The organism is Halorubrum rutilum, assembly GCF_042665015.1.
Classification (GTDB): domain Archaea; phylum Halobacteriota; class Halobacteria; order Halobacteriales; family Haloferacaceae; genus Halorubrum; species Halorubrum rutilum.
Genome location: NZ_JBHTBL010000001.1, coordinates 98511 through 123555 on the forward strand (window position 1 = coordinate 98511; position 25045 = coordinate 123555).

The following is a 25045-nucleotide window of genomic DNA, read 5'->3' on the forward strand; positions in this document are numbered from 1 at the left end:
CCGTTCTCAGAGCCCGGTCGGGTGGCTCACGTACTCCGTCTCCAGTCCCCACTCCGCCGACAGCGACCTGAGGGATCGGACCCCGAACGTCTCGGTCGCGTAGTGGCCACCGAGGAACACCGTAATTCCGGCCTCCCGCGCGTCGTGGTAGACCTGCTGTTTCCCCTCGCCCGTGATCAGCGCGTCGGCGCCGGCCTCGACCGCCTCGTCGAGCCAGTCGACGCCCGAGCCGGTGACGACCGCGACGCGCTCGACCTCGTCGGGGCCGAAGTCGAGGACCCGCGTCGGCGACGCCTCCCCCTCCGGCTGCCCCTCGAACCCGTCGAGCGTCCCGCGGATCGACGCGGGCGACCGCGGCGCGTCGAACTCGCCGATCGTCCCGATCGTGACCGGCCCGATCTCGCCGAACGGCTCCGTGTCGCCGAGTCCGATCTCGTCCGCGACGCCGGCCGCGTTGCCGAGGGCGGGATGGCCGTCCAGCGGGAGGTGCGAGACGTAGAGGGCGAGGTCGCGCTCGATCAGCGCCTCGATCCGGTCGTAGGTCGACCCGGTGACGCGGTCGATCCCGCCCCACGAGATCCCGTGGTGGACGACGAGGGCGTCGGCCCCCGCCTCGGCGGCGGCCTCGATGGTCGCGAGCGCGGCGTCGACCGCGAACGCGACGCGCTCGATTTCGGCGTCGTCCGGTCCCACCTGGAGCCCGTTCGCGCTGGCGTCGACGTCGGCGTACGCCGCCGTGTCGAGCTCGTCGTCGAGCCGCTCCGCGTACTCTGAGAGCTGCATACCGGCCGATACGCTCGGGGGAAGGTAAAGCGGTGCGGACCGGGGCGGCGAGCGGCCGCGGTCAGTCGTCGAGCTCCTCGGCGATCGACTCCGGCGGCCCGTCGAGGTCGGGGGCGCTCCCCTCGCCCGTCGACTCGCCGCCCGGCGTCTCCGGCGGGGCGTCGAACTCGGGGTTGAACAGCCGGAGCGCGGTCCGGATCGTCTCCCAGTCGTCCTCGCCGGCGGCGTCGCGCAGCGAGCTGGTGGGGGCCGCGAGCAGCTGGCCGACCAGGGCGTCCGCCATGTCCTCGACGGTCTCGCGCTGCGCCTCGGTCAGGTCCCCCTGCGACTCCAGCTTCGAGAGCGCGCGGTCGACCTCTCGGGCCTTGACGCGGTCGGCGCCCGCGTACATCGCGGAGATGGCGTCGTCGGCGCGCTTGCGCTTGTACGCCCGCAGGATGCGGTCGAGCTCCTCGTCGATGATCGCCTCGACCTCGCGCGCCTCCGCCTCGCGGCTCTCTCGGGTCCGCCGGGTCACGTCCTCCAACGCGTCGATGTCGTACAGCGAGAGCCCCTCGCGGTCGGCGACGGCCGGGTCGACGTCGCGGGGCTGCGCGATGTCGACGCAGACGAGCCGCCCCGCGTCGGCGACGTGGCGCGGCTCGATCACCGGCTCCGAGCTCCCCGTCGCCGAGATCACGAGGTCGGCGTCCGGGACAATCGCCGGGAGGTCGGCGAGGGGCACGGCCTCGGCGGGCGTGTCGATCTCGCTCGCGACGAACTCCGCGTTCGGCACCGTCCGGTTCGCGACGACGATCTCGGAGACCGCGGTGTCGTCGAGCGTCCGGGCCGCGAGCGTCCCCATCTCGCCGGCGCCGACGACGACCGCCGACCCGCCGGTGAGGTCGATCTCGGTGGCGGCCAGCCGGACCGCGGCCGAGCCGAGCGAGACGACGCCCTCGTTGATCGAGGTCTCGTTGCGCGCGCGCTCCCCGACGTGAAGCGCCTTCGTCACCGCGTCCTTGAGGACGGGGCCGATGCCGCCCGCGGACTTCGACTCCTCGTACGCCTCCCGCAGCTGGCCGATGATCTGGTCCTCGCCGAGCACGAGCGACTCAAGCCCGGAGGCGACGCGCATCAGGTGCTCCAGGCTCTCCTCGTGGTCGAGGCGGCGGACCGCGCCGCCGCGGACCTCGGGGGCGAACGACGCCAGCGCGTCGGTCCCGTCGACGGTCCGGTCGGTGACGACGAACGCCTCCGAGCGGTTGCACGTCTGGAGGGCGAACGCCTCCTCGACGCCGTCGCGCGCGAGCAGGTCCGAGACGGTCGCGCGGACGCCGTCGCCGCCGGCCGACTCGATCTCGTCGACCGTCGCGCGGGAGTGGGCGACGCTCGCGCCGGCGATGGCTCCCGTCTCCTTCATCCCTTGAGTACCTCCTCGATCACGGAATACGCCTCTTGGCGACCGTTGGATCTCCCCTTTTGTAAACCCTTCCAAACCCCCTCGGATCGCACGACGCGACGGATCGCCTCCCGCCGCGTCTGGGGGTCGATCCCCCGCTCTCTGAGCTCCGCGCGGAGCTCGCCCGAGAGCTCCGCCATCGCCCCCGCCCCGTCGATCTCGGCCTCGACGCGCTCCCTGAGCGCCTTCGCGAGCGCCGGGCTCGCACCCCCCGTCGAGAGCGCGACCCGCACCGGGTCGTCTTCCACCGTGGCGGGCACGACGACGCTCCCGACGTCGCGCGAGCCCGACCGGTCCGCGGCCGACGCGTCCGTCCGGTTGACGAGCAGGCCGGCGTCGAGCGCGGCGGCCTCGGCCGCGGCGTTGACGGCGGCGTCGTCGGTGGCGGCGACCACGAGGGCCGGTCCGAGGCGATCGATCCACTCTCCGACCGCCTCGGGGTCCGGCGCGGCGCGGACCAGCTCGACGGTCGGGCCCTCCGCCCCGCTCCGGCCGCCCTCCCTCGCGAGCTCGGCCAGCCGGTCGTCGAACGCGGGGCTCGCGACGACGACGCGGGCCTCGTCGGCGAACCGCGCCGCCTTCCGCGCCCCCACGGCGCCGCCGCCGAACACGAGCACCGACTCCCCGGCGAAGTCGTGGTAGAGGGGGATCACGACCGCCACCTCGGGACCGCTATCGGGACGGTCACGCCGTGTTGCTGTCGGCGCGGTCGGCGATGCGGATCCCCGTCTTCTTCAGGATCCGGGTCGAGAACAGCGTGTCCCAGTCGTCGGCGCCGACGTCCCAGTGCTCGTCCATCAGCTCCTTCACCTCCGCGATGCGGCGCTCGCTCTCGGCCTCCGTCCGCCCGTGCGTCATCGCGAAGAAGTTGTACTCCCAGACGCCGGCGTGTCGGGGGCGCTCGTAGCAGTGGGTGACGAAGTCGAGCGCGGCGACGGCCGGTCCGACCTCGTCGAGGGCGTCCTCCGGCACGTCCCAGACGGTCATCCCGTTCTCCGTGTACCCGAGCGCGTAGTGGTTCGGGATGACGCCGACGCGGCGCACCTTCCCCTCCCGCTCGAAGCGCTTCACCGTTTCGAGCACCCAGTCGACGTCGGCGTCGATCGCGGCCGCGACGTCGGCGTAGGGCGTCTCCGTGATCGGGAGGCCGCCCTGAATCTCGACGACGAGGTCGCGCTCGTCGGGGGTGAGCGTCCCGCGGTCGCTGGGTTCCACGGCGGGCCCGAGGTCGGACAGGTCGACGTCGCCGTCGGAGACCGGGCCGTCGACGAGGAACGTCGCGCCGACGTGGAACTCCCGGAGCTTCGGGAGGTTGTACGTCTCCTGGCCCGTCGCGGCCTCGATGTCGGCGAGCACCTCCTCGACGCGGTCGCTCCCGTCCTTGTCCGGGTCCGGGTGGTCGGCGACGCTGACCACGAACCACATGTTGAGGTGCGGGTGCTCGCGCTCGTAGTTGTGCGCGACCGCGGTGAACTCGTTGACCGTCTCCGCGATCTCGTCGTAGCGGTCCCCGGGCGCGTGCATCGCGACGAGCGACGCCGCCCCGCCGATCTCCTCGGCGTTGACGAGCGCGCCGAACCGCGATAAGATTCCCTCCGCGTCGAGCTCGCGGACGCGCTCGCACAGCTCCGGCCCGGTCACGTCGACGCCGCGCTCGCGCAGCGCCGCCGCGGCCGGCTTGAAGGGCCGCTCGGTCACCGGGAACCCGCCCTGGAAGGCGTTGATGATCCCGCGGTCGAGCGCCGTCAGATCCGCGTCGACCTCTCTCATGCCTCGGGGTCGGGTCCGAGCGAGAATAAGCGATCCGACCCGGGCCCGCGGACGCGGGAGGCGGGCGAGACCCCGTCTCCCCGCGCCGGTCTCAGCCGTCGAGGTCGCGCGCGATGTCCGACAGCGACGACGGCGGGCCGCGCGTCGCCTCGTACACGACGCGCTCGCCGGGGATCCGAAGCCCGTACAGCTCCCCCGGCACGACGACGTCGAGGACGACGCTATCGCCCGGCTCGCGGCCGTTCGCGTCGAGCCACGCGACCAGGCGGTTCTCCCCCTCGCCGGTCTCCCGCGCGAGCCGCCGGTTGTCGAACGCGCCCCGGATCAGCCGTCCGGCGCTGTCGGCGGTCACCGGCGCGTGCCGCTCCTCGCGGTCGATCACGACCCGGACCACGTCGCCGGCGGCCACCTCCAGCGACTCGCAGCTCCCGGACTCGACGCGCCCGGAGAGCTCGTCGTCGTCCGGAATTCGCACGCAGGGGCGGCGAGTACCGCCGCTCCGAGCGAGCGAGACGCGGACCGAAGCGACGCCCTCGTCGTCGGAGGGAACGCGGGGCATCGAGAACGAGCGTTACTCCTCGTCGGCGTCGCCGTCGTCCTCGCCGAGCGCGGCGGCGACGTCGTCGCCCTCGATCACCGAGACGTTGATCTGCGCGACGTCGTCGTCGACCTCGCGGCCGCGGACGGTGATGCGCTTGCGCTCGCCCTCGCGGGACGGCTCGAAGCCGACGCCGCCCTCTAACAGGAGCTCCTTCAGGCGCGTGCCCGAGACGTCCTCGCGCATCGGGCGCCCGGTCTCGTCGGAGCCGCCGGTGATCTCGATCGTGTGCCCGGAGAGCCCGACGGCGTCGCCGCCGATCTCGTCGCCGATCTCGCGACCGAGGAACCGGTTGGCGTCCTGTCCGTCGACCTCTCGCTGGAACGTCTCGCCGCTCTCGGGGTCGGCGATGACGACTTTGAATTCGGCCATGGGCGAACCGAGACCCCCGCGAATAAAAAGCACGTCGAAACCGCGATTCGGCCCCGATCGCCCTCCGAGGCCGCTCGACGCGCGGACTCGGCGCGGAGACGGACTCACCGCCCGGCGCCGATCCGCTCGACGCGCCGCGACCCGTCGCCCCACGGTCCCCCGACGAACGCGTCTTCCAGCGCCCGTGCGACGCGTTCCGGGTCGTCCGGCCCGCCGGCCGCCGCGACGCTCCCGACCGTTTCCGGATCGAACGGCACGCCGAGCGCGTCGTAGACGGCGTCGCTGACCGCGGCGATCTCGCTCGCGTCCCCCGGCGCGACGACGACGCAGCCGGCGACCAGCGCCGCGTCGGCGCGGACGCGCTGCGCGATCCCCGACACCTTCCCGCCGCCGGCGACGCGCACGGAGTGATCGCCCGGACAGAACGCGGCCGGCGGCTCGCCGGCGACGACATCGGCGCCGAGCCCCCGAAGCGCGCCGACGACCGTCTCGACGGCGCGGTCGTACCGCCCGGATATCGATCCGCGCGCGTCGTCCGCCGCCGCCTCGTCCGCCGCCACCCCGCCTCCGGCCGCATCGCTCGCCGCCGTCCCGCCGTCCAGGGGGACCGCGTGGGCGAACGCGAGCGTCTCCCCGGCGTACGCGACGGCCCGGCCGCCGACGTCGCGCTCGACCGCTCGGAACCCGCGATCGGCCGCGACCCGTTCGGCCCGGTCGAACCCCTCCGCGCGGGCGTCCCGGCGACCGAAGGCGACCTGCCGCATCGGCGTCCACACGCGGAGTCCGGGCGTCCCCGCGGCGGCGCCCGCGAGCAGCGCCGCCGTGCGCTCCCGGTCCGCGTCGGGGTCGCCGGCGGTCCCTCTGAGCACGCGCATACCGTTCGTAGGACGGCCGGCGGCAAGCCGATTTCGGCCGGCAGCGAGGCCCGCTCCCGGTGTCGCCCTCGTCCTCGCGTCGCCGGGGCGTATGACACAAACGTTTTGCCGGGCCTCTGACTGGGTCACGTATCGATGAGCGACCTCGGCGCGCTGCCGGTGCGAGCATACCTCGCGGCCTGCCTGCTTGCCGGGATCGTCGGCCTGTGGCTCGGCCGCGTCGCGTGGCGGGAGCGCGACCAACCGGGCGGCACCGAGGTGGCGCTCTACCTGCTGTGTGGCGGCGGAATATCGCTGTTGTACGCCGTCAGGGTGGCGAGTCCGAGCGAACTGGTCATGTCCGTCGCGCTCAACCTCGCGACGCCGTTGGTCGCCGCGGTCCCCGGGGTCTGGACGGCGTTCACGCTCGCGTTCGCCGGTCACGACCAGTGGCGGACGGAACGCCGGATCGTCTCGCTGGCGACCCCGCCGTTCGTCTGGGTGCTGCTCGCGTGGTCGAGCGCCACCCACGGCCTCTCCCGGCGGTCGCTCGGCGCGGTCGTCGAGGGCCCGTTCACGCTGCTCTCCTTCGACCTGGGCCTCGCGGACGTCGCGTTCGTCCTGTACGCGTACGCCCTCTGCGTCGTCGGCGTCCTCGTCGTCGCGGACCTGTACCGGCGGACCGGGAACCGCTACCGGCTCCAGACACTCGTGATCCTGCTGGGGACGCTGTTCCCGTTCCTCGGGGGGATCGCCACCGTCGTCGACCTAGGCAGCTACGCGGACCTCGCGTGGTTTCCGCCCGCGCTCGTCGTCCACGGCGTCTCCCTCTACGGGACGGTGTTCTGGCTCGGGACGCTCGACGCCGCGGTCGTCGCCCGCGACACCGCGGTCGAGGTGATGCAGGACCCGGTGATCGTGGCCGGCTCCGACGGTCGGATCCGCGACCTCAACCCGGCCGCCGAGGAGCTGCTCCCGCCGGACGCGGTCGGCTCGTCGCTCTCGGCGGTGTTCCCGCGGCTCGACGTCGGCGCCGAACACCCGATCGCCATCGACGGGCGACAGTTCGACATCCAGGAGGACCCGATCACGGACCCCCGCGAGACGGACCGCGGCCACGTGTTCCTGCTCCGCGACGTGACGGAGCGGGAGCGTCGGCAGACGGAGCTGGAGCGCCGCGAGGCGGAGCTGGAGCGGCAGAACGAGCGACTGGAGGACTTCGCCGGCGTCGTCTCTCACGACCTCCGGAACCCGCTCGCCGCGGCGACCGCGGCGGTCGAGCTGGCGCGTCACGGCGACGGCGGCGACGCGCTCGACCGGGCGGCGGACGCCCACGAGCGCATGGACGACCTGATCGAGGGGCTCCTCTCGCTGGCGACCGCCGGACACTCCGTCGACTCGGCGGACCGGGTGTCCCTCGACGCGACCGTGCGTCGGGTCTGGTCGCGGCTCGAAACCGCGGACGCGACGCTGTCGGTCGAGGGCCCGAACGCGACGGTCCTCGCCGACGGCGACCGACTCGAACAGCTGCTCTCGAACCTGTTCCGCAACGCGATCGAACACGCCGGCGACGACGTCGCGGTGCGGGTCGACATCGAGCGCCGCGCGGACGGCGTCGCGCTCGCCGTCGCCGACGACGGTCCGGGCGTCCCGCCGGAACAGCGCTCGCAGGTGACGGAGCGGGGCGTTTCGCTCGCCGGCGGGACGGGACTCGGGCTCGCGATCGTCGCCGACATCGCGGAGGCGCACGGCTGGGAGCTCTCGGTCGAGGAGTCCGAGTCGGGCGGCGCCCGCTTCCTGATCGTCGGCATCGAGCCCGCCGACGAGTGAGCGACCGCGGGGAGGGTCGCCCCCGACCGCGGCCGACTGCCGCCGCCGACGACCACTTGTCGGTCGGGCCCCGCCGTGCGAACGACGATGCCCGTCACGCTCCCGCCGGACGCCATCGACGGCTACCGGCGGTTCTCCCGGTTCAACTCGCCGTACCCGGCACACGACGACGGCTGCGCCGTCGACCTGTACCCCGAAGCGGATCGGGGGCTCTCGCCCGTCTCCGGGATCGTCCGCGAGACGCGGACCGTCGGCTGTCCGGACCGGTCGTACGCCGCGAGCGAGGACCACCTGATCGTCGTCGACCTCGACGACGAGTGGTGCCGGCGGGCCGGCGCCGAACCCGGAACCGTCGCGCGGGTCCTCCACGTGGTCCCCGAGGTGTCTCCCGGCGACCGCCTCGCCGTCGGCGACGACCTCGGACCGACGACGCGCTCCGGGTTCTTCGGGCGGTGGGTCGACGACCACGTCCACCTCGGGTTCCGGGCGCCCGGCGCGAACGCGCTCCGGGCGAGCGGGTCGCTCCCGGTCGAGGTCGATGTCGACGTCAAGCCGATCGCCTGGGACGGGGAGGGCGTCGTGGCCGAGCGCGGGCCGACGCACGCGCTCCTCGACGCGCCGGTCCACCCCGACCCGGGCGGGTCGTTCGCGGCGCTCGCGAGCGACGAGGGGATCCCGCTCGACGGCGGGCTGGCCCACTACGCCGGCGGGGGCGCGTTCGGCGGGGGCGCGGTCCCCGACGGCGACGGTGGCGGGAGAGTCGGACGGGCCGACCGTTTCGGCCGGCTCGACGAGGGGACGGCGGCGGCGCTGTGGGGCACCCGCGTCGGCGTCGCGGCGGGCCGCGGGCTCGCGTGGGACCCGGTCGACGTGCTCGCGAACGGCGAGCGCGTGGTGGGGCTGTCGCTGTTCGCGGCGCGGGACGCGGGGTACGGCGCGAAGGTCGTCTGTCCGGACCGCGAGCTCGCGGTCGGCGAGGCGGTGTCGCTCGACGTGGTCCCGAGCGACGACCCGATCCGGCTCGGGGTGGGATGATGCCTCCCCGTCGGTAGCGAGTGGCGATAGCGAACAGCCGGCGCTAACGACTCTCCGCGGCGGTGCGCCGGACTCCCGTCTCGGCCGCCGCGGGCGACGCGTCAGGTCACGGGGCGGCTGGGTCGGCATCGGTGATAAGCGGTCAGACGGTCCCGCCGCGGTGCGACTCCGACCCACGTCATCGTGGCCAACCGCCGACCAGTTGCCTCCCGTTTCGGGGGCTACAAGCGGGACCCTCGCGAGTGGGGAGTATGAACCGGACAGACGTCGCGGCGCTGGAGCCCCTGTCGGCGGAGGCCGTCGCGCTCGTCGAGCGGCGGATCGAGGAGGAGCACGGCTACCTCTCGTGGCTGAACACCTCGGTCGACCTCGTCGAGCGCGGGCGCGTCGTCCTCTCGATCCCGTTCGACGACAAGCTGACGAACAGCGACGGCGGCACCATCCACGGCGGCGTGGCCGCGACCCTGATCGACACCGCCGGCGGGGTCGCCCAGCGCACTGCCTTCGAGGACCCGCTCTCGGGCGGCGTCGCGACGGTGAACCTCAACGCGAACTACCTCCGTCCGGCGACGGGCGACCTCACCGCCGAGGCGACGGTCGTCAGGTCCGGCGGCTCGATCGGCGTCAGCGACATGACCGTCACCGGCGCCGCCGACGGCGAGACCGCCGAGGTCGTCGTCGGTCAGGGGTCGTTTCGGCTGTTCCGCGAGTAGCCCGCGAGGCCGTCGAGGAGGTCGGCGGGGTCGTCGAGCGCGGCCGCGAGCGCGGTCACCGCGTCGCGCTCGGTCCGGTCGGGCGCCGCGCGGACCGTCACCGACTGCTCGCCGAGCGACACGAAGCCGCAGTCGAGCCGCGCCGCCGTCTCGCGTAGCCCGAGCCCGACGTCGGCGGCGCCGGCGATCACCCTCCGCGCCGGGCTCTCGAACGCCCGCACCGTCAGGTCGTAGCCCGCGATCCCCTCCGTCAGCTCTCCCCGCGAGGTCGACCGCTCGTCGGCGAGCGCGTCGAGCGCGTCGTCGAGGCTCCGTCGGAGCCCGGAGTCGGTCGGGCGGTTGACGAACCGCAGGTCGCGGTCAACGACGTCCCCGAGCCCCGTCACGTCGGCCGGGTTGCCCGCGGGGACGACGAGCCCCCACTCGCGCGTCCACCCGCCGAGGTCGACCGTCTCGACCTCGCGGTCGGTCGGCCCCGCGACGACCGCGACGTCCGGGACGCCGTCGCGCAGTCGCCGGAGCCCCTCGCGGGAGCCGACCGGCAGGTACCGCGGGTTCTCCAACCGGTCGAGCAGGCGGTTGAGGGCCGGGTCGTCCTCCCCGACGCCGAGCAGGCTCGGCGGGCGCACGTCCGGCGAGAACAGCCGGACCGAGACGGTCTCGCCCCGATCGAGGTACTCCGTGTCCGGGTCGACGGCGACGACGCCGTCGGCCTCGACGAGGCTCGTCGTCGCCCCGGAGCCCTTGTCGACCGGGTGGACGAGCGGGCGGTCGCCGTCGTCCAGGTCGAGCAGTCCGACGGGCATCAGCCGCATGCGCCCCTCGCCGTAGCGCTCGCCGACGCCCATCCGCCCCTCGACCGTCGCCGTCGCGGGCTCGGGCAGGCCGGCCGCCTCGCGGATCGCGGGCGCGACGAACGTCCGGAAGATCGTGAGCGCGGAGACGGGGTAGCCGGGGAGCCCGACGTACGCCGACTCGCCGACTCGGTCGCTCTCGGGCGCCGCGTCGCTCCCGCCGCGGTCGAGCCGACCGACCAGCATCGGCTTGCCGGGCTTGACCGCGACGCCGTGGAGCAGCAGCTCGCCGCGCTCCTCGATCACGCGGTAGATGACGTCGACGGCGCTCGCCGAGGTCGACCCCGAGGAGAGGACGAGGTCGCACTCGTCGGCCGCGCGCCGGAGCAGCCGTTCCATCTCCGCGTAGTCGTCGCCGGCGTGCGGGTAGAGGACCGGCTCGCCGCCCGCCTCCTCGACCCCGGCCGCGATCGTCGTCGAGTTCACGTCGTAGATCTCGCCGCGCGAGGGGTCGAGCGCCTCGCCCGGCCGCACCAGCTCGTCGCCGGTCGAGACGATCCCGACGCGCGGTTTCCCCTCGACCGGGACCTCGTCCACGCCGAGCGCGGAGAGCAGTCCGATCTCGCGCGGCGTCAGGCGCGTTCCCGGACCGAGCGCACGGGCGCCCGCGGCGATGTCCGCGCCGGCGCTCATCACGTGGTCGCCCGGGGCGACGGCGGTCCGGACCGCGATCCGGCCGGGGTCGCCTTTCGCTCCCTCCCCCGCTCCCGTCTCCGCCTCTCCGTCCGCGCCCAGCTCGTCGGTCCGCTCGACCATCACCACGGCGTCGGCGCCCTCGGGCATCACGGCGCCCGTGGAGACCTCGGCGCAGGTGCCCGGCGAGACCGTCACCTCGGGCGCGGCGCCGGCGTGGACCGCCCCCACGAGGTCGAGCTCGGCGGGGTCGGCCTCGTCGGCGCCGAAGGTGTCTCGGGCGCGGACCGCGTACCCGTCCATCGACGCCCGGTCGAAGCCGGGCACGTCGATCGCGGCGTCGACCCGCTCCGCGAGGACGCGCCCGCGGGCCTCCGCCAGCGGGACCGTCTCCGGCTCCGGCGCGAGGTCGAGCGAGTCGATCGCCTCGCGGGCCGCCTCCGGCGTCGCGAGGTCCCGGAACTCCTTGCGGTCGCTCACGGCGTCACCTCCCAGAGCTCCACGTCGACGGCGTCGCCCGCGTCGAGCCCCTCCCGCGGCTCGGGCACGACGACCCAGCCGTCCGCGAGCGCGACGCTCGACAGGATGCCGGAGCCGCTCGCGCGGGTCGGGGTCGCGGCGGGGAGGTCGGCGTCGTCGCCGTCCTTCTCGCCGTCGCTCTCTTGCTCCGACAGCGATACCCGCGCGAAGGTCCGCGTCCCGGGTTCGCTCGGTACCTTTCGATCGAGGACCGCGCGCCGCGTCGGGAAGGGGTCGGCGGTCGTCCCGCCCACCTCCTTCTGGAGCGGCCGGAGGAACTGCGCGGCGTTGACGATGCAGGCGACCGGGTAGCCGGGGAGCGAGACGACCGGCGTGCCGTCGGCGACGCCGAGACAGACCGGGTGGCCCGGCTTCAGGGCGACGCCGTGGACGAGCACCTCGCCGAGCCCGTCGACGACCTCCGGGATCAGGTCGCGCTCTCCCACCGACGACCCGCCGGTGGTGACGACCACGTCGGCGTCGAGGTCGGCCTCCACCGCCGCCGCGAGCGCGTCCTCGTCGTCGGTGACGACGTCGCGGTATCGCGCCTCGCCGCCCCACCGCTCGACCAGCCGCGAGACGGTCAGGCCGTTCGTCTCGATCACCTCGCCGGGGTCGGGGTCGGACTGGACCAGCTCCTCGCCGGTCGGGATCACGGCGACGGTCGGCGGCTCGTAGACCGGGACCGCGTCGAGCCCGACCGACTTCAGGAGGCCGAGGTCGGACGGGCGCAGGACGTGGCCCGCGTCGAAGAGGCGCTGGCCGTCGGCGACGTCCTCGCCGGCCTCACCGACGTTCTCGCCGGTCGCGACGGCGTCGAACGCCTCCACCTCGTCCCCGACTTCCTCCACCTGTTCGATCATCACGACGGCGTCGGCGCCCTCCGGGACCGCGCTCCCCGTGTGGACCCGCGCGGCCTCGCCGGGCGCGATCGACTCCGCCTCGGTGCCGGCCGCGCGGAGGACCGCCGGCGAGCGGTCGGAGGCGCCGAAGGTGTCCTCGGCGCGGACCGCGTACCCGTCCATCGCCGCCCGGTCGTAGCTCGGGACCGGCGCCGGCGCGTCGATCGGCTCGGCGACGACCCGACCGTCGGCGCCGGCGACCGGGACCGACTCGGTCCGGCCGTGGGGCTCGGCGGCGTCGAGCAGCGTCGCCAGCGCGTCGGCGACGCGGGTCCGCCGCTTGAAGCCGGCCTCGCGTCTGTCGTGGCTCATGGGCGTCCGTTTCGGGCCCGCGTGCAAAAACCCCGCTCTCCGGGGGATCGGGATCGACCGGCGACCGGGGCGCGGCCGCCTCAGGTGATCCACGAGAGGACACGCGCCGCGCGGTGGGTCCCCTGGATCGCCGCGACGCGCGCGGTCGAGAGCGTCTCCGCGACCCCCCGTCGAGCCGCGGTCGCGCTCCGGACCGCGCCGGTCCGGGCGTAGTAGCCGGACTTTCGCCCCGCCGCGGCGACGTAGTGCTTCGCGGCCATCCGGATCGGCGCGCGGCGCCCGTCGACCGTGGTCGTCCCCGCCCGGATCGCGTCGAGGACGTCGGCGGCGGTGACGTCGGCGACCGACTCCCGGCCCTCGATCTCCACGTCGGTGAACGCCCGCCCCACGTACTCCAGGTGGTGCGCGTCGCTGGCGGCCACGCCCGGGTAGTCGTACTTCGCGGCGAAGCGCCGCGCGCGGCGGTTCCGGTAGCCGGTGAACAGCCAGGCGTTGAACACCTCGACGGCGTCGACCTCGTCGATGTGACCGACCGCGTCGCCGTCGGCGACCGGAACCCCCTCCTCGTCGACCTCCGGAACCGGGATGTTCCGCTGGCGGACGCCGTGCCGCGAGCGCTGGAAGGGGTGCGGGACGATCGCGACCCCGCCGCGCTCGTGGATCCACGCGATCGTCTCGTCGTAGGGGCGCCGGCGCGGGGGCATGCGCTCGACGCCGACCGCCAGCAGGTGGCCGTGCGCGGTCGACACCTCGACCCCGGGGATCCCGATCAGCCCGTACTCCGGGGCCAGCTCGGCCGCCCGCTTCGACTCGCCGATCACGTCGTGGTCGGTGATCACGACCGCGTCGAGGCCGATCTCCGCGGCGTGTTCCAAGATGAGCTCCACGGGCTCGTGGCCGTCGTAGCTCTCGTCCGAGTGGACGTGGGGGTCGATGCTGACGGTGACGCTGGACACACCCCGAGTAGGCGACGGGAGATACTTAAATGCGCGAGAGGCGTCTGACGAGTATTTAAAACAGAGCGCGGTGGCGCGCCTCCGAGCGGCCGCCACCGGCGGCCGCGAGGTGACCGCGAGGGAGTCGGACCGGCGCCGCTGCGCCGGTCCGACGAGGCTGGGGAGGCGTGAGGCGCTGTGCGGTGCGGTCGGGTGGGACTCAAAGGGGCGGCCGCGAGGATGACGGCGCGCGACGTAAGGACCGCAGGAACGAGTGAAACGAGTGACGAGGACCGCAGCGAGCGCACCGAGTCCTCGCGGCCGGGGCTTTGGAGGTGTTCGTCGCAGAGCCGTTGATGGCGTACAGCCGAGCGGCTGGGGCTTTGGCGGTGTTCACGGAGCCATCGACCGCAACGACGGATAGCCGATCCGTTCAGCCGAACAGCCCCTTGATCTTCTCGACGACCGACTCGTCCTCGTCGTCGGCCTCGGCCTCTCGCCGCTGCTGCTCCCGGAGCTCCCGGAGCTTCGCGGCCTGGTCGTCGGTCCCCTCGCCGCTCGCGGTCTTCTTCTCGCCGCCCTGGAGCCCCTTCAGCTCCGAGACCGCGTCGTTGACAGTGCCGGAAGTCGTCCGGGTCTCGGTGGCCGAGCCGGCGAGCTTCTCGCGGTCGACGTCGACGTCGTCGACCGCGCTCGTGTCCAGCTCCAGCCGGCGCGTCTCGCTGCGCTCGACGCCGCCCCACGTCAGCTCCGCGTCCTCCAGCTCGCGCTCGATGTCGGCCCGCACGTCGGCCTCGGTGACCGTTTCGCCGTCGTCGCCCGCGCCGGCGTCGCCGCCGGTGCCTCCCGCGGCGTCCGCCGCGCGTCCGCCGGCGGCGCCCGCGGCCGCGCTCGTCGCGCGCTCGACGCGGTGGGCGACCAGGGCGCCGCCGGTCGCGGCGATGACGGCGACGAGCCCGAGGGTGTACACCGCGACCACCTGCGCGCTGTAGTCGGTCGCGGTGGGGACGTTCCAGTTGTACGGGTACGCCCACGTGAACAGCCCGACGGCGACGAGGGTGATCGCGGCCCCGACGCCGGCGAGGTACAGCATCCGCCGGTCCACGGGGAGCAGCACGACGACGCCGAGCAGGAGGACCGGCAGTCCGACCGCGGCGGCGACGGCGGCGACCTCCCGGACGGCGTACGTCGACAGCGCCTCCGGCGGGAGCGTCGCGCTGTAAAAGAAGACGGCGACGCCGATCAGTCCGAGCCCAATCCCGGCGAAGAAGAGCCCGAAGCCCGCGTACACGTCGATCGTCCGGTCGGGGTCGCCGACGTAGCGCCGGTAGTACCCCAAGAGGCGGTTCTCCGTGTTCGACTCGCTCATACCGGACGGTCGCCGCCGACTCTAATGATTGTTACCCCGCGGTGCCGGCTGCGCGAGCGCCGGCGCCGGGGGGCCGCGCACTCGATCGGGGGACCCCGACTCCCCGTTTCGACCCCCCCGTTTCGACCCCGTCACCCCGTGCGCTTTTGAGGGCACGGGTCCACGACTCAACCGATAGCCCGTGTCACTCAACTGCCCTCGCTGCGGAACGACCCTGTCGACGTTCGCGCTCGGCGGGGCGACGGCGGTCGCCTGCGACGACTGCGGCTACGCCGGCGTCGAGGCCGACCACTCGGGCGAGCCGCGGCTCGTCGAGAGCTGGGAGGACGCCTTCGCGCGCTTCCAAGAGGAACGCGACTGACCATGCCGACCATCGACATCACCGACGACCACCGCGACCGTATCAAGTCGCTCCGCGAGGAGCTGGCGGCGGCCCACGCCGGCCCGTACGCCTCCGTCGACACCGAGGACGCGCTCGCGTACCTCCTCGACCTGGCCGACGCCGTCGACGACCCGGAGCGCGCCGCGGACGCGACCGCGCTCGGCGGCGACGAGGCGACCGAAGGGGCGCCGACCGACGGCCGGACCGCGGACGAGAGCGCCCCGCCGTTCGACCGCGAGCACGCCCGGGAGCGGCTCGAATCCCGCCCGCGGCGCCACGCCGATCCGGACGCCGCCGAGGAGCCGGACGTGTACGAGGTCGCGGCCGCGCTCGACGTGACCGGTCGCAGCGACATGACGAAAGCGGAGCTGGTCGAGGCGACGCTCGACGCCGCCGAGTCGCTGTCGGCCGACCCCTTCGCGTGGGCCGGCGTCGAACTCGACGGCGGCGACGAGACGGACGATGGCGACGGGGAGACCGACGAGACGGCGACCGAGAGCGACGACGGCGGGGGATCCGACCAGCTCGACGCGATGATGAGCCTCCTCGACACCCACGACGACAAGTGGAGCGAGGGGGACGGCGACGCGCGGTACGAGGTCGAACTGCCCGACGGCGACGTCGAGACGGCGCGCACCAAGGACGACGTGCGCGCGCTGCTGTTCAGGAACTACTGACGACCCATGGGACTGCTGTCGAGACTGCGCGCCTGGATCGCGGGGACGGCCGGCGACGACGAGAGCGCGGCGTCGTCGACCGATTCCGAGGGAGCGGCGACCGCCGAGGACGGCGAGAGCGCCGGCGGCGACGAGGCGACCGGGCTCGACCCGAGCGCTGCGACCGAGACCCGGACCGCGGCGACGGACGACGCGGTCGACGCGCTCCGCGACGTGCGACGGTCGCAGGAGGCCGCGCCGGCCGACGGGGACGCCGACTCTCACGGGGACGTCGACCCCGACGAGGCCGCTGACTCCGATTCCGACGGCGACCCGGGTGACCCCGACGGCGCCGATCGAGACGCGTCCTGACCGGGCCGACGCCGCCCGTCTCACGAAACGTTAGGTGTCCCGGGCCGAACACTCCCGTATGACCGATCCGAACGAGCGAGACGGGACCGCCGAGAGCGACGCCGCCGCTCCCGACGTCGACGATGACGCCGCCGATTCCGACGACGACGATGACGCCGCCGTCACCGACCGCGACCGCGAGCTCGTCGACCGGACGATCGAGCTCGCCGAGGAGGCGGTGGAGCGCGGGAACACCCCGTTCGGCGCGCTCCTCGTCGTCGACGGCGAGGTCGTCGCCGAGGCGCGCAACGAGACCAGGACCGAGGACGACCTCGCGGCGCACCCGGAGCTGGCGCTCGCGCGGCGGGCCGGCCGCGAGCTCGACGCCGACGAACGGGCGCGCTGCACGATGTACGCCAGCACGGAGCCCTGTCCGATGTGCGCGACGGGGATCCACTACGCCGGGCTCGGCCGCGTCGTCTTCGGCGTCGCGGGCGAGACGCTCGACGAGCTCACCGGCGACGTCGTCGCCGTTCCCTGCGAAGAGGTGATCCGCCGGGCCGACGGCGAGACGACGGTCGAGGGGCCGATCGCGACCGAGGCCGCGATGGCGGTCCACGAGTCGTTCTACGGGGACGGGGACGAGAACGGGGACGGGTCCGCCGGGGAGTCGTAGCGTGCGGGGTCGAATTCTGCGGGCGTCATGAGCGGGACGCCCTCGATCGTCGCGGTCGGCGCCGCGGCGATCGACGAGTGGTACGCCGTCAGCAACCTCCCCGAGCCGGACGGCGGCGCGTTCGCGAGCGAGGTAACGACCGCGTTCGGCGGCGTGGGCGCGAACGTCGCCGTCGGGCTCGATCGCCTCGGCCGCGACGTTGGCCTCGTCAGCCGCGTCGGCGACGACGAGTACGGCCGTCGCGCCCGCGGCTACCTCGCCGAGACGGGCGTGGACGCCTCGCGCGTGGCGGTCGGCGACGACCCGACCACCCGCTCGCTCGTCCTCAGCGCGCCCGACGGCGAGCGCGCGATCGTCACGACCGGCGAGAGCTTCCGCGGGCTCCGGCTCGCTCCCGGCGACCGCGAGGCGATCGCCGCGGCCGACGTCGCCTTCCTCACCGGCTACACGCCCGACGCGGTCTCGCGGGGCGTCCTGTCGGTCGTCGAGTCGACCGCGGACCCGCCCGCGCTCGTCTTCGACCTCTCCGGGCCGGTCGAGGAGCTGGTCGGGCGCGGTACCGAGCCCGGGACGGTTCACCGCCTCCTCCACCGGGCCGACCTGTTCGTCGCCGGCGATGTCGCCGCCGCGGCCTACTTCGGAAGCGAGGCGGCCGCGGTCGACCGGATCGCGGCCGCACAGCGGGCGCGAGACGGCGCGGCCGGCGGGACCCGAAGCGCCACCCCCGCGGCCGACGGCCGGCCGCGCGCCGTCCTCACCCACGGCGCCGACGGGATGACGGTCGTCGCCGCCGGCGACTCGCGGCGGTTCGACGCCTTCGACGTCGACGTGGTCGACGCGACGGGCGCCGGCGACGCGTTCGTCGCGGGGCTGATCGACCGGTGGGTCGCGGGGAGCGGATCCCCGACGGGTATCGAGGGCGACGACCTCGCCGACGGCGTCCGCTTCGCGGCCGCGGTCGCCGCGATCAACTGTACCGAGCGGTTCGCGCAGGGCGGGCTCCCGACCCGCGAGGCGGTCGAGCGGTTCCTCGCCGAGCGGGAGTAGCCCGGACCGGCGCCGGACTCACCGCGCCTCGTCCGCCCGCGCGACGAGTTCGGCGACCCGGTCCGGGTCGACCGGGGCGGTGGTCTCGCCGCCCTCCTTCAGCGCCGTCCCGACGACGACGCCGTCGGCGACCGACAGGGCGTCGCCGACCGTCTCCGCGCTGACCCCGCTCCCGACGAGGACCGGCGTGTCGAGCCCGTGCGCGTCGCGCTCGGCGACGACCGCCTCCAGCGCCTCCGGGTCCGTCGCCTCGCCGGTCCCCCGCCCGGAGGCGATCACGGCGTCGGCGAGGCCCCGCTCGGCGGTGTCGGCGAACGATTCCGCGGTGTACCCCTCGGCCGCGAGCGGCGCGGAGTGTTTCACGTCGGTGTCGGCGAATATCCCGACGTCGACGCCGAGCGCCTCCCGGAGCCGGAGCGTCTCGTGGGCCCGCCCCTCCACGACCCCCTGGTCCGTGACGCGGGCGCCGGTGTGGACGTTCACGCGGACGTAGTCGGCGCCGACCGCGGCCGCGACGGAGAGGGCCGCCTCGGCGTCGTTCCGGAGGACGTTGACCCCGAGCGGGAGGTCGGTCTCGGCGGCGACCGCGGTCGCGGCGCGCGTGACGGCCGCGACGACGTGTTTCGGCGCGTCGTCGGGGTAGAAGGGGGCGTCGCCGAAGTTCTCGACCACGATCCCGTCGACGCCGCCGCGGTCGAGGGCGCGGGCGTCGGCCGCGGCGCGGTCGAGCGCCTCCCGCATCGCGCGGGCGCCGTCGGCCGGCGCCTTCGGCGCGCCCGGGAGGGGCGGGAGGTGTACCATGCCGATCACCGGGGCGTCCGTGCCGAAGGTGGTCTCGAACTCCATGTCACCGGCAGCGACGCCCGCGCCCCTCATAAGCCCCTCCCATACCCGCCCCCACACGGTTTAGTCGACCGCGGTCGAATCCCCCGACGAGGGCCCATGAGCCTCGACGTCGACGACGACCCCGCGACCCGGAGCGGCGAGCTGACGCTCGTCCTCTCGCTCGGCGCGGCGCGGCGGCTCGCCGATCCCCCGGCGGCCTTCGCGGACGCCCGGCGCTGGAGCCGGTACGTCGGGATCGTCGCCAACGACGCCGACGCGGTCGAGCGGTTCGTCCGCGAGCACGGCGTCGAGAACGACTACGCGCTCCGCAACTGGGACAAGTGGGGGACGCTCGGCGACGTCTACGGCGAGGCCGACACGCCGCGGCACGTGTTCGTCGGCACCGACTCCTCCGACCGCCGCGTCGCGACGCACGTCGGCTTCGAGTACCGCGACGTCCGCGAGGCGGCCGAGCGGGCCGACTGGGAGCTCGGCGAGCCCGGATCCAACGACGACCCCGGCCTTCTCGACCGTCTCCGCCGTGCGGTGAGCGATCGGATCGGCTGAGCGACGGTCGAATCCCGTTCGCCGCGCCGACGATTCAGAATTAATACCGCGGTGGCGCGTGCCGACGAGCGCCCGAAGGGTGCGAGTCGCACGCGCGAGGGAGTCGCGAACGCCCGCAGGGCGTGAGCGACGAGGCTGGGGAGGCGTGAGGTGCTGTGCTGGGCGGAGCGGGGCGGGACTCAAAGGGGCAGCCGCGAGGGCGACGGCGCGGGACGCGAGGACCGCAGGGAGCGAGCCTCGCGAGCGACCGAGGACCGCAGCGACCGCACCGAGCCCTCGCGGCTGGGGCTTTGGCGGTGTTCTCGGTGGACGCAGTCACGTATCGCCGAGCCGCTGGGACTTCGGAGATGTTCGCCTTCGGTTCGTCGTCAGACTCGTACGAACGACCGAATGAGTCTCCGGAAGCCACCGGCCCGTCGAACCCTGCGACTCTCGCAAACACTCGGTCCGGCACCGAAGGTACAAGCCGCTCGTCGCCCAACGCCGTCGCATGGCGTCATCGCTCGCGGACGAGCCGGTCGAACCGTCGGAGGAGGGAGACGAGCCGCTGACCGAGGACGGGTACGCCGAGTACCTCGCCGAGCTCGGGGACGCGTGGGAGGTCGTCGACGACCACCACCTGGAGGCGACCTACGAGTTCGACGACTTCGCGTCCGCGCTGGCGTTCACCAACGACGTCGGCGAGCTCGCCGAGGCGGAGTGGCACCACCCAGACCTGCACCTGTCGTGGGGGGAGGTCGGGGTCGAGATGTGGAGCCACGACATCGGCGGGCTCCACGAGTCCGACTTCGTGATGGCCGCGCGCATGGACCGGATCTACGAGGGCTACGGCGACGACTGAGCCGCCCGCCCCGGACGCGTCAACCCGCCCTTCCGGTCGAGCGTCGTCCACCGATCGGGCGTCGTCAATCGATCGGGCGTCGTCTCCTGACCGGGGCGACGCGACAACGGACGGGTTTAAAACCCTCCCGGCGAAAACGGAGGCAATGAGCGCGAACGTCTTCCTGGTCCCGATCGACCCGGAGAACTTCGACCGAACGGTCCGGTCCGCGGTCGATCTCACCGAGTACGACGACCGGCCGGAGCCCCTGGCGGACCTCGACGAGGCCCGGCTGTGGGCCGTCGACGACGAGAGCGGCAACGGCTCCACCTTCGAGCGAATGTCCGAGGGCGACCTCCTGCTGTTCTACCACGACGGCGAGTACCTCGCGACCGGCCGCGTCGGCACGACCTTCGAGGACGAGGACCGCTGGGTCTCCGGCACGTTCTGGACCGCGTTCCCCACGACCCGCGTCTACACCGTCACCGACTTCGCGGCGGTCTCCGCGCCGAAGCGCGCCGTCAACGCCATCTTCGACTACTCCGCCTCCTACACGCCCGGCTTCATGCGCGTCGCCGACTCGCGGGTGAACGCCGAGCTCTCCTCCATCGAGTCCGCCATCGAGCACTACACGAAGCGGAACGCGTAGCCGACGCGCCGTCCCGCTCCTCGCCCGCCGTCAGACCGCCTCGAACAGCGCTTCGTACGCGGTCCCGTAGCGCTCCACGACCCGTTCCGGATCCCCCCGGACCTCGCCGCCGAGCGCCGGCAGATCGACCGTCGCCACCGGCTCGATCATGTCGGTCACGGTCCCCGTGTGCTCCTCCATGGTCCCCTCGCGGGGGCTCCTCGAGGCGACCGCACGCGCCTTCGCGTAGCGGTCGCCCGCGTAGATCCGCGCCCGTCCGGGGTCGACGACGGCGACCGCGTCTGGCGCCACCGGTCCGCCCCGCGGGAGCGGGTCGGCCACGTCCGCGTACGACTCGACGGCGACGGGGACCGCCGTCGCCGCGATCCGCTCCGCGAGCCGGTCGAACGCCGGGAGGTACTCCGCGGCCATCACGTCGTTGAACGCCGCCACGTCGTCCACGCGGGTCGCGTCCGCGAGCGGGAGCCGCGCCGCGAGGTCGTCGGGCAGGAGCCCCGCCGCCTCGGCCGCGCCGTTGACGACGAACCGGCTCCCCTCCGCGCCCGTGACGCGGTCGCAGAGGAACGTGCGGTCCGCGTCGCCGAGCATCCCGGTCCGCCCGGGCGTCGGCCGCCAGAGCCGGTGGACGGGGTTGATCGACTCGGGCGCGACCGTCTCGGGGCGACGCCCCCCGCCGACCGCGGCGAGCGGTCGGGTGCTCGCGGCCGCGAGGCGCCGCGCGTCCTTCCCGTAGAGCCGGCCGCCGTCGGTCGCGATCCGGTAGTCGTCGTGGTCGAACCAGTGGTCGTTGCCGGCGCGGGGCTTGACGCCGACCGCGTCGCCGCGTCGCTCGGCGAGCCACGCGGCCAGCCCCGTCGAGAACGTCGTCTTGCCGGCGTCGACGCGGGCGCCGCCCGCGACGAGCAGGACCGGCGCGTCGTCGGGTCGGCTCCCGCTCACGCGTCGGATCCGTCGCTCGCGTCGGCGTCGCCGCCGCTCTCGTCGGCCCCCTCGTCGATCGCGTGCTCGGCGACCCCGTAGTAGCCGGGGCCGTCCTCTTCCAACGGCTCCGCGATGACGACGTCCTCGGCGTGGGTCATCACCCACGGGATCGCCCAGTCGATCAGGACCGCCTCGGTGTCGGGGTCGACCTGCGCGTCCGGCTCCAACCCCTGCAGGAGCCGGGCGATCTCGGGGACGGTGTACATCAGGTCCGGCTCGAACAGCTCCGCGGGCTCGTAGAACTCGCACGGGTAGGTCGCGTCGAACGTCGACTTCGGCTCGGGCATGGCCGGCGGTACGGCGGCGGCTCCGTAAACGCTGCCGATACGGATCGAATCGGTCGGCGCACGACCGTCCGAGCCCACACGATCCACCGCGGCGGCGCGTGCCTGCGAGCGGCCGACAGGCCGCGAGTCAGCACGCGCGAGGGAGTCGGTGGTCCGAAGCGAAGCGGAGGACCACCGACGAGGCTGGGGAGGCGAGAGGTGCGGTCGCTGTGCGGTGCGGGGTGGGACTCAAAGGGGCAGCCGCGAGGACGAAGACGGCCGACGTAAGGACCGCAGGAGCGAACGGAGTGAGCGACGAGGACCGCAGCGAGGCCATCGAGTCCTCGCGGCTGGGGCTTTGGAGGTCTTCGTCAGTAATCCAGCGTCAACCGAGTGTACGTGGCTTCCCGGCGTCGAGGCCGTTCTCCGCTAATCTATCGGCGACTACTCGTACATCGGTCGGCCCGAACGAATCCGTCGCTTTCGGGCGGCGTACCGCGAAAAATGCGGATCTCGACGCGCGTAACGCGTCCTCTCGAACGCGCTTACTCGAAGAGGTCGACGGCCTGCTCGTAGCGGGCGGACGGCTCGGTCCAGTCGACGACTTCGAAGAAGTTGTCGACGAACTCGCCGCGGGCGGGGCCGTAGTCGTGGTAGTAGGAGTGCTCCCAGACGTCCAGCGCGAGGATGGGGTGACCGCCCCAGATCGCGCCCTGGTCGTGCTTGTCGACCACGACGTTGCGGAGCTGGTTCGAGAACGTGTCGTACATCAGGAGCGCCCAGCCGGACGCGTTGCCGGCGGCGGCCTCGAACTCGCCCTTCCAGGCCTCGTAGGAGCCGAAGTCCTCCTCGATGCGGTCGGCGAGCGCGCCCGAAGGCTCGTCGCCGCCCTCGGGGGACATGTTCTGCCAGAACAGGTCGTGGAGGATGTGACCCGAGGAGTTGTGGGTCACGTTCCGGATCGCGCCGGCCGACGAAGAGAAGTCGTGGGACTCACGGTTCTCTTCGAGCGTCTCTTCGGCCGAGTTCCAGCCGTTGACGTACCCCTGGTGATGGGTGTCGTGATGCCATTCGAGCACCTGCTCGGAGATGTGCGGTTCCAGCGCGTCGTACTCGTACGGTAGCGGATCGAGTTCGTAGCTCATGCTTGTATCACCTACTCCTAACATGTGTTGGAAACCTGTTAAAGATAATGCGGCACGCGATAACACACGGCACCGGACGCGAGCGTCGTCGTTCGATTCGGGCGATTAGCGGTATGATTGCGGTTCCAGGCGCACGGAGCGGGGACTCCGGTTGGCGTCGAGCGAGACCAGAGTTCGCGTGGACGTAACTAATTCCGTTTTCTCCACTGGTGGAGTGAGGGTCACACAGAAGACCTGATCGGGTGACTGCAGGGGTCCCGTTCGGGCACTGCGGCTCTCTGATTCGAATCCCGCACGAAACGTGCGCGGCGCGGGGTGCACCGCGCGCTCACGGTGGGACTGGGATTTGAACCCAGGAAGCCGTGAGGCTACCGGTTTTCAAGACCGGCGCAATGGGCCACTCTGCCATCCCACCGAGCAATCTGTGGGCGTCCCCGTCACGTCATGCGATTTCAGCGCCTTCGAGGACGAAACCAATGAAATTGACACGTTCCATTGTGCCTCGATTGAATCGCGCCGAAACCGCTGAAATCGCCGTCATACAGGGACTATGAGTCGAAACAACCCCGAGAAAGTTGAAGGTATCGTTCTTATTCCCCGTCCGTCCCGCGATTACCTCAATGAACGCCAACGAGTCGCCTACAAGAGTCACCGCCGAAAATTACTGAAATGGCTCGCGCGACAAGGAAAGAACCCGGACGCGCTCGAAGGGTACGCACACCACACCACGAAGAACTACGCGAGTATCATAGATAGATTTCTGCGCGAGATGTGGTCGCGTGACAGGTACACACTCGACGTTGACCACGACGACGCAGAAGATTACCTTCGGTCCTTGCTCTTGGCCGACGACGAGTATTCAAAGACCCACCTACACAACACGAAACTGGCTTTGCTTGCCTACTTTCGGTTCCAAGGAAACGAATGGGAGCCAGACATTACCATCAGTTCGTCGTCAGGTGTCTCGCAACCTCGGGACTTCTTGTCCGACGAGGAACGAACTGCGCTCCGCGAGGCCGCGCTCGAATACGGAACTGTCCCCGCCTACGCGGCACTCGAACCCGAGGAACGAACGAAGTGGAAGCGGTTCCTCGCTCGTCGATACGGGAAGCCAACGTCCGAAGTCTCACGAAACGATTGGGACCGTGCGAACGGCTTCAAATATCCATCAATCATCCATACGGCACTCGACGCAGGCCTTCGTCCCATAGAGGTTGGCCGCGCTCGAACCTATTGGGTAGATGTAGAGAATGCCACCCTTCGTATTCCAGAGGCGGAGAGTTCAAAGAACGAAGACAATTGGACAGTCAGCCTGCGCCGTGAGACGACTGAATATCTCGCCCGCTGGCTCGAAGAACGAGAAATGTACGAAAAGTATGAAGATTCTGACCGACTCTGGTTGACGCGACACTCGAACCCCTACAGTGCGTCGTCGCTCCGCTACGTCCTCGACGCCGTGTGTGACCTCGCAGAGATTGAGCGCGATATTAGTTGGTACGCGATTCGGCACTCGACTGGCACTTATATGGCGCGCGAAGAAGGGCTGGCCGCCGCGCAATCACAGCTTCGCCATCGTAGTATCAAAACGACCGCGAAGTATGACCAAGCGCCGGTCGAAGACCGCCGGGACGCGCTCGATAGGATGGGGTGATGCCCTACCTCAAGTGTCCAAGGATTGTAGAATCCAGAAGCAAGTTCGCCGTAGCCTCTTTCGGTTTGTCCTGCCTTTCCGCACCATTACTTCTATTTTCTAAAGTATT

The 25045-nt window shown here is 72.4% G+C and carries 27 protein-coding genes and 1 tRNA gene; 12 read left to right on the forward strand and 16 right to left on the reverse strand.

Features of this window, described 5'->3' with window-relative positions:
• Window positions 1-6: 6 nt before the first annotated feature.
• The 7 genes from ACFQMF_RS00545 to ACFQMF_RS00575 all read right to left on the reverse strand — a co-directional run bounded on the left by ACFQMF_RS00545 (window position 7) and on the right by ACFQMF_RS00575 (window position 5839).
• A complete protein-coding gene (locus tag ACFQMF_RS00545) occupies window positions 7-783 on the reverse strand; it encodes a Nif3-like dinuclear metal center hexameric protein (protein ID WP_256407171.1) in 777 nt (258 codons plus the stop codon).
• Window positions 784-844: 61 nt separating this feature from the next.
• Complete coding sequence (hemA, locus tag ACFQMF_RS00550) at window positions 845-2185, reverse strand: glutamyl-tRNA reductase (protein WP_256407172.1); 1341 nt, start codon at window positions 2183-2185, stop codon at window positions 845-847.
• Complete coding sequence (locus ACFQMF_RS00555) at window positions 2182-2877, reverse strand: precorrin-2 dehydrogenase/sirohydrochlorin ferrochelatase family protein (protein ID WP_256407804.1); 696 nt, start codon at window positions 2875-2877, stop codon at window positions 2182-2184. The genes hemA and ACFQMF_RS00555 overlap by 4 nt, the downstream gene beginning before the upstream one ends.
• A gap of 31 nt (window positions 2878-2908) precedes the next feature.
• A complete protein-coding gene (gene ahbB, locus ACFQMF_RS00560) occupies window positions 2909-3994 on the reverse strand; it encodes a siroheme decarboxylase subunit beta (RefSeq protein ID WP_256407173.1) in 1086 nt (361 codons plus the stop codon).
• A gap of 91 nt (window positions 3995-4085) precedes the next feature.
• Complete coding sequence (locus ACFQMF_RS00565) at window positions 4086-4553, reverse strand: DUF7112 family protein (protein WP_256407174.1); 468 nt, start codon at window positions 4551-4553, stop codon at window positions 4086-4088.
• A 12-nt stretch (window positions 4554-4565) separates the two neighbouring features.
• Window positions 4566-4964: a 30S ribosomal protein S6e gene (locus ACFQMF_RS00570; RefSeq protein ID WP_256407175.1), complete on the reverse strand. Its 399-nt coding sequence runs from the start codon at window positions 4962-4964 to the stop codon at window positions 4566-4568.
• A 104-nt stretch (window positions 4965-5068) separates the two neighbouring features.
• Window positions 5069-5839: a lipoate--protein ligase family protein gene (locus ACFQMF_RS00575; protein ID WP_256407176.1), complete on the reverse strand. Its 771-nt coding sequence runs from the start codon at window positions 5837-5839 to the stop codon at window positions 5069-5071.
• 135 nt (window positions 5840-5974) lie between these two features.
• Here ACFQMF_RS00575 and ACFQMF_RS00580 point away from each other — a divergent pair, with 135 nt between their 5' ends.
• From ACFQMF_RS00580 to ACFQMF_RS00590, 3 genes are all read left to right on the forward strand, one after another.
• Window positions 5975-7648 (forward strand): sensor histidine kinase, encoded by a 1674-nt coding sequence (locus tag ACFQMF_RS00580; RefSeq protein ID WP_256407177.1) that lies wholly within the window; start codon window positions 5975-5977, stop codon window positions 7646-7648.
• 87 nt (window positions 7649-7735) lie between these two features.
• Window positions 7736-8683, forward strand: a complete 948-nt coding sequence (locus ACFQMF_RS00585; RefSeq protein WP_256407178.1) for a DUF8155 domain-containing protein — start codon at window positions 7736-7738, stop codon at window positions 8681-8683.
• 251 nt (window positions 8684-8934) lie between these two features.
• Window positions 8935-9396, forward strand: coding sequence for a PaaI family thioesterase (locus ACFQMF_RS00590; RefSeq protein ID WP_256407179.1), 462 nt, complete (start codon window positions 8935-8937; stop codon window positions 9394-9396).
• Here ACFQMF_RS00590 and ACFQMF_RS00595 read toward each other — a convergent pair.
• The 4 genes from ACFQMF_RS00595 to ACFQMF_RS00610 all read right to left on the reverse strand — a co-directional run bounded on the left by ACFQMF_RS00595 (window position 9366) and on the right by ACFQMF_RS00610 (window position 14920).
• Window positions 9366-11363: a molybdopterin biosynthesis protein gene (locus ACFQMF_RS00595; protein ID WP_256407180.1), complete on the reverse strand. Its 1998-nt coding sequence runs from the start codon at window positions 11361-11363 to the stop codon at window positions 9366-9368. The two genes, ACFQMF_RS00590 and ACFQMF_RS00595, sit on opposite strands and share 31 nt — an antisense overlap.
• Window positions 11360-12616, reverse strand: coding sequence for a molybdopterin molybdotransferase MoeA (locus ACFQMF_RS00600; protein WP_256407181.1), 1257 nt, complete (start codon window positions 12614-12616; stop codon window positions 11360-11362). Before ACFQMF_RS00600 ends, ACFQMF_RS00595 begins: the two co-directional genes overlap by 4 nt.
• 80 nt (window positions 12617-12696) lie before the next feature.
• Window positions 12697-13572, reverse strand: coding sequence for a CehA/McbA family metallohydrolase (locus tag ACFQMF_RS00605; RefSeq protein ID WP_256407182.1), 876 nt, complete (start codon window positions 13570-13572; stop codon window positions 12697-12699).
• 412 nt (window positions 13573-13984) lie between these two features.
• Window positions 13985-14920 carry a cell division protein CdpA domain-containing protein gene (locus ACFQMF_RS00610; RefSeq protein WP_256407183.1) on the reverse strand — a complete coding sequence of 312 codons (936 nt, stop codon included), beginning with the start codon at window positions 14918-14920 and terminating at the stop codon, window positions 13985-13987.
• A 181-nt stretch (window positions 14921-15101) separates the two neighbouring features.
• On the opposite strand from ACFQMF_RS00610, the gene ACFQMF_RS00615 reads away from it, so the two are divergent.
• From ACFQMF_RS00615 to ACFQMF_RS00635, 5 genes are read left to right on the forward strand one after another with little or no spacing between them, the layout of a single operon-like run.
• Window positions 15102-15281, forward strand: coding sequence for a zf-TFIIB domain-containing protein (locus ACFQMF_RS00615; RefSeq protein WP_256407184.1), 180 nt, complete (start codon window positions 15102-15104; stop codon window positions 15279-15281).
• 2 nt (window positions 15282-15283) lie between these two features.
• Window positions 15284-15979 carry a hypothetical protein gene (locus tag ACFQMF_RS00620; RefSeq protein WP_256407185.1) on the forward strand — a complete coding sequence of 232 codons (696 nt, stop codon included), beginning with the start codon at window positions 15284-15286 and terminating at the stop codon, window positions 15977-15979.
• A gap of 6 nt (window positions 15980-15985) precedes the next feature.
• The gene (locus ACFQMF_RS00625; RefSeq protein WP_256407186.1) at window positions 15986-16330 is read left to right on the forward strand and encodes a hypothetical protein; all 345 of its coding nucleotides are present in this window, start codon (window positions 15986-15988) and stop codon (window positions 16328-16330) included.
• 58 nt (window positions 16331-16388) lie between these two features.
• Entirely contained in the window at window positions 16389-16985 is a 597-nt protein-coding gene (locus ACFQMF_RS00630; RefSeq protein WP_256407187.1) for a nucleoside deaminase, read from the forward strand.
• A 27-nt stretch (window positions 16986-17012) separates the two neighbouring features.
• Window positions 17013-18032: a carbohydrate kinase family protein gene (locus ACFQMF_RS00635; protein ID WP_256407188.1), complete on the forward strand. Its 1020-nt coding sequence runs from the start codon at window positions 17013-17015 to the stop codon at window positions 18030-18032.
• A gap of 18 nt (window positions 18033-18050) precedes the next feature.
• Here the strand turns inward: ACFQMF_RS00635 and ACFQMF_RS00640 are convergent, their stop codons facing one another.
• Window positions 18051-18878, reverse strand: coding sequence for a BtpA/SgcQ family protein (locus ACFQMF_RS00640; RefSeq protein WP_256407189.1), 828 nt, complete (start codon window positions 18876-18878; stop codon window positions 18051-18053).
• Window positions 18879-18974: 96 nt separating this feature from the next.
• On the opposite strand from ACFQMF_RS00640, the gene ACFQMF_RS00645 reads away from it, so the two are divergent.
• The 3 genes from ACFQMF_RS00645 (at window position 18975) to ACFQMF_RS00655 (ending at window position 20893) form a co-directional block, all read left to right on the forward strand.
• On the forward strand, window positions 18975-19424 hold the full coding sequence (locus ACFQMF_RS00645; RefSeq protein ID WP_256407190.1) for a DUF7124 domain-containing protein: 450 nt from the start codon (window positions 18975-18977) through the stop codon (window positions 19422-19424).
• Window positions 19425-19914: 490 nt separating this feature from the next.
• Window positions 19915-20265 (forward strand): 4a-hydroxytetrahydrobiopterin dehydratase, encoded by a 351-nt coding sequence (locus ACFQMF_RS00650; RefSeq protein WP_256407191.1) that lies wholly within the window; start codon window positions 19915-19917, stop codon window positions 20263-20265.
• A gap of 145 nt (window positions 20266-20410) precedes the next feature.
• Window positions 20411-20893, forward strand: coding sequence for a hypothetical protein (locus ACFQMF_RS00655; protein WP_256407192.1), 483 nt, complete (start codon window positions 20411-20413; stop codon window positions 20891-20893).
• A gap of 30 nt (window positions 20894-20923) precedes the next feature.
• Here the strand turns inward: ACFQMF_RS00655 and ACFQMF_RS00660 are convergent, their stop codons facing one another.
• The 4 genes from ACFQMF_RS00660 to ACFQMF_RS00675 all read right to left on the reverse strand — a co-directional run bounded on the left by ACFQMF_RS00660 (window position 20924) and on the right by ACFQMF_RS00675 (window position 23700).
• Window positions 20924-21832 carry an ATPase gene (locus ACFQMF_RS00660; protein ID WP_256407193.1) on the reverse strand — a complete coding sequence of 303 codons (909 nt, stop codon included), beginning with the start codon at window positions 21830-21832 and terminating at the stop codon, window positions 20924-20926.
• Complete coding sequence (locus ACFQMF_RS00665; RefSeq protein WP_256407194.1) at window positions 21829-22161, reverse strand: DUF5827 family protein; 333 nt, start codon at window positions 22159-22161, stop codon at window positions 21829-21831. The genes ACFQMF_RS00660 and ACFQMF_RS00665 overlap by 4 nt, the downstream gene beginning before the upstream one ends.
• A 524-nt stretch (window positions 22162-22685) precedes the next feature.
• Window positions 22686-23285 (reverse strand): superoxide dismutase, encoded by a 600-nt coding sequence (gene sod, locus ACFQMF_RS00670; protein WP_256407195.1) that lies wholly within the window; start codon window positions 23283-23285, stop codon window positions 22686-22688.
• Between the two features lie 331 nt (window positions 23286-23616).
• Window positions 23617-23700 (reverse strand) — tRNA-Ser (locus ACFQMF_RS00675).
• 135 nt (window positions 23701-23835) lie between these two features.
• On the opposite strand from ACFQMF_RS00675, the gene ACFQMF_RS00680 reads away from it, so the two are divergent.
• Window positions 23836-24936 carry a tyrosine-type recombinase/integrase gene (locus ACFQMF_RS00680; protein ID WP_256407196.1) on the forward strand — a complete coding sequence of 367 codons (1101 nt, stop codon included), beginning with the start codon at window positions 23836-23838 and terminating at the stop codon, window positions 24934-24936.
• Window positions 24937-25045 lie beyond the last annotated feature (109 nt).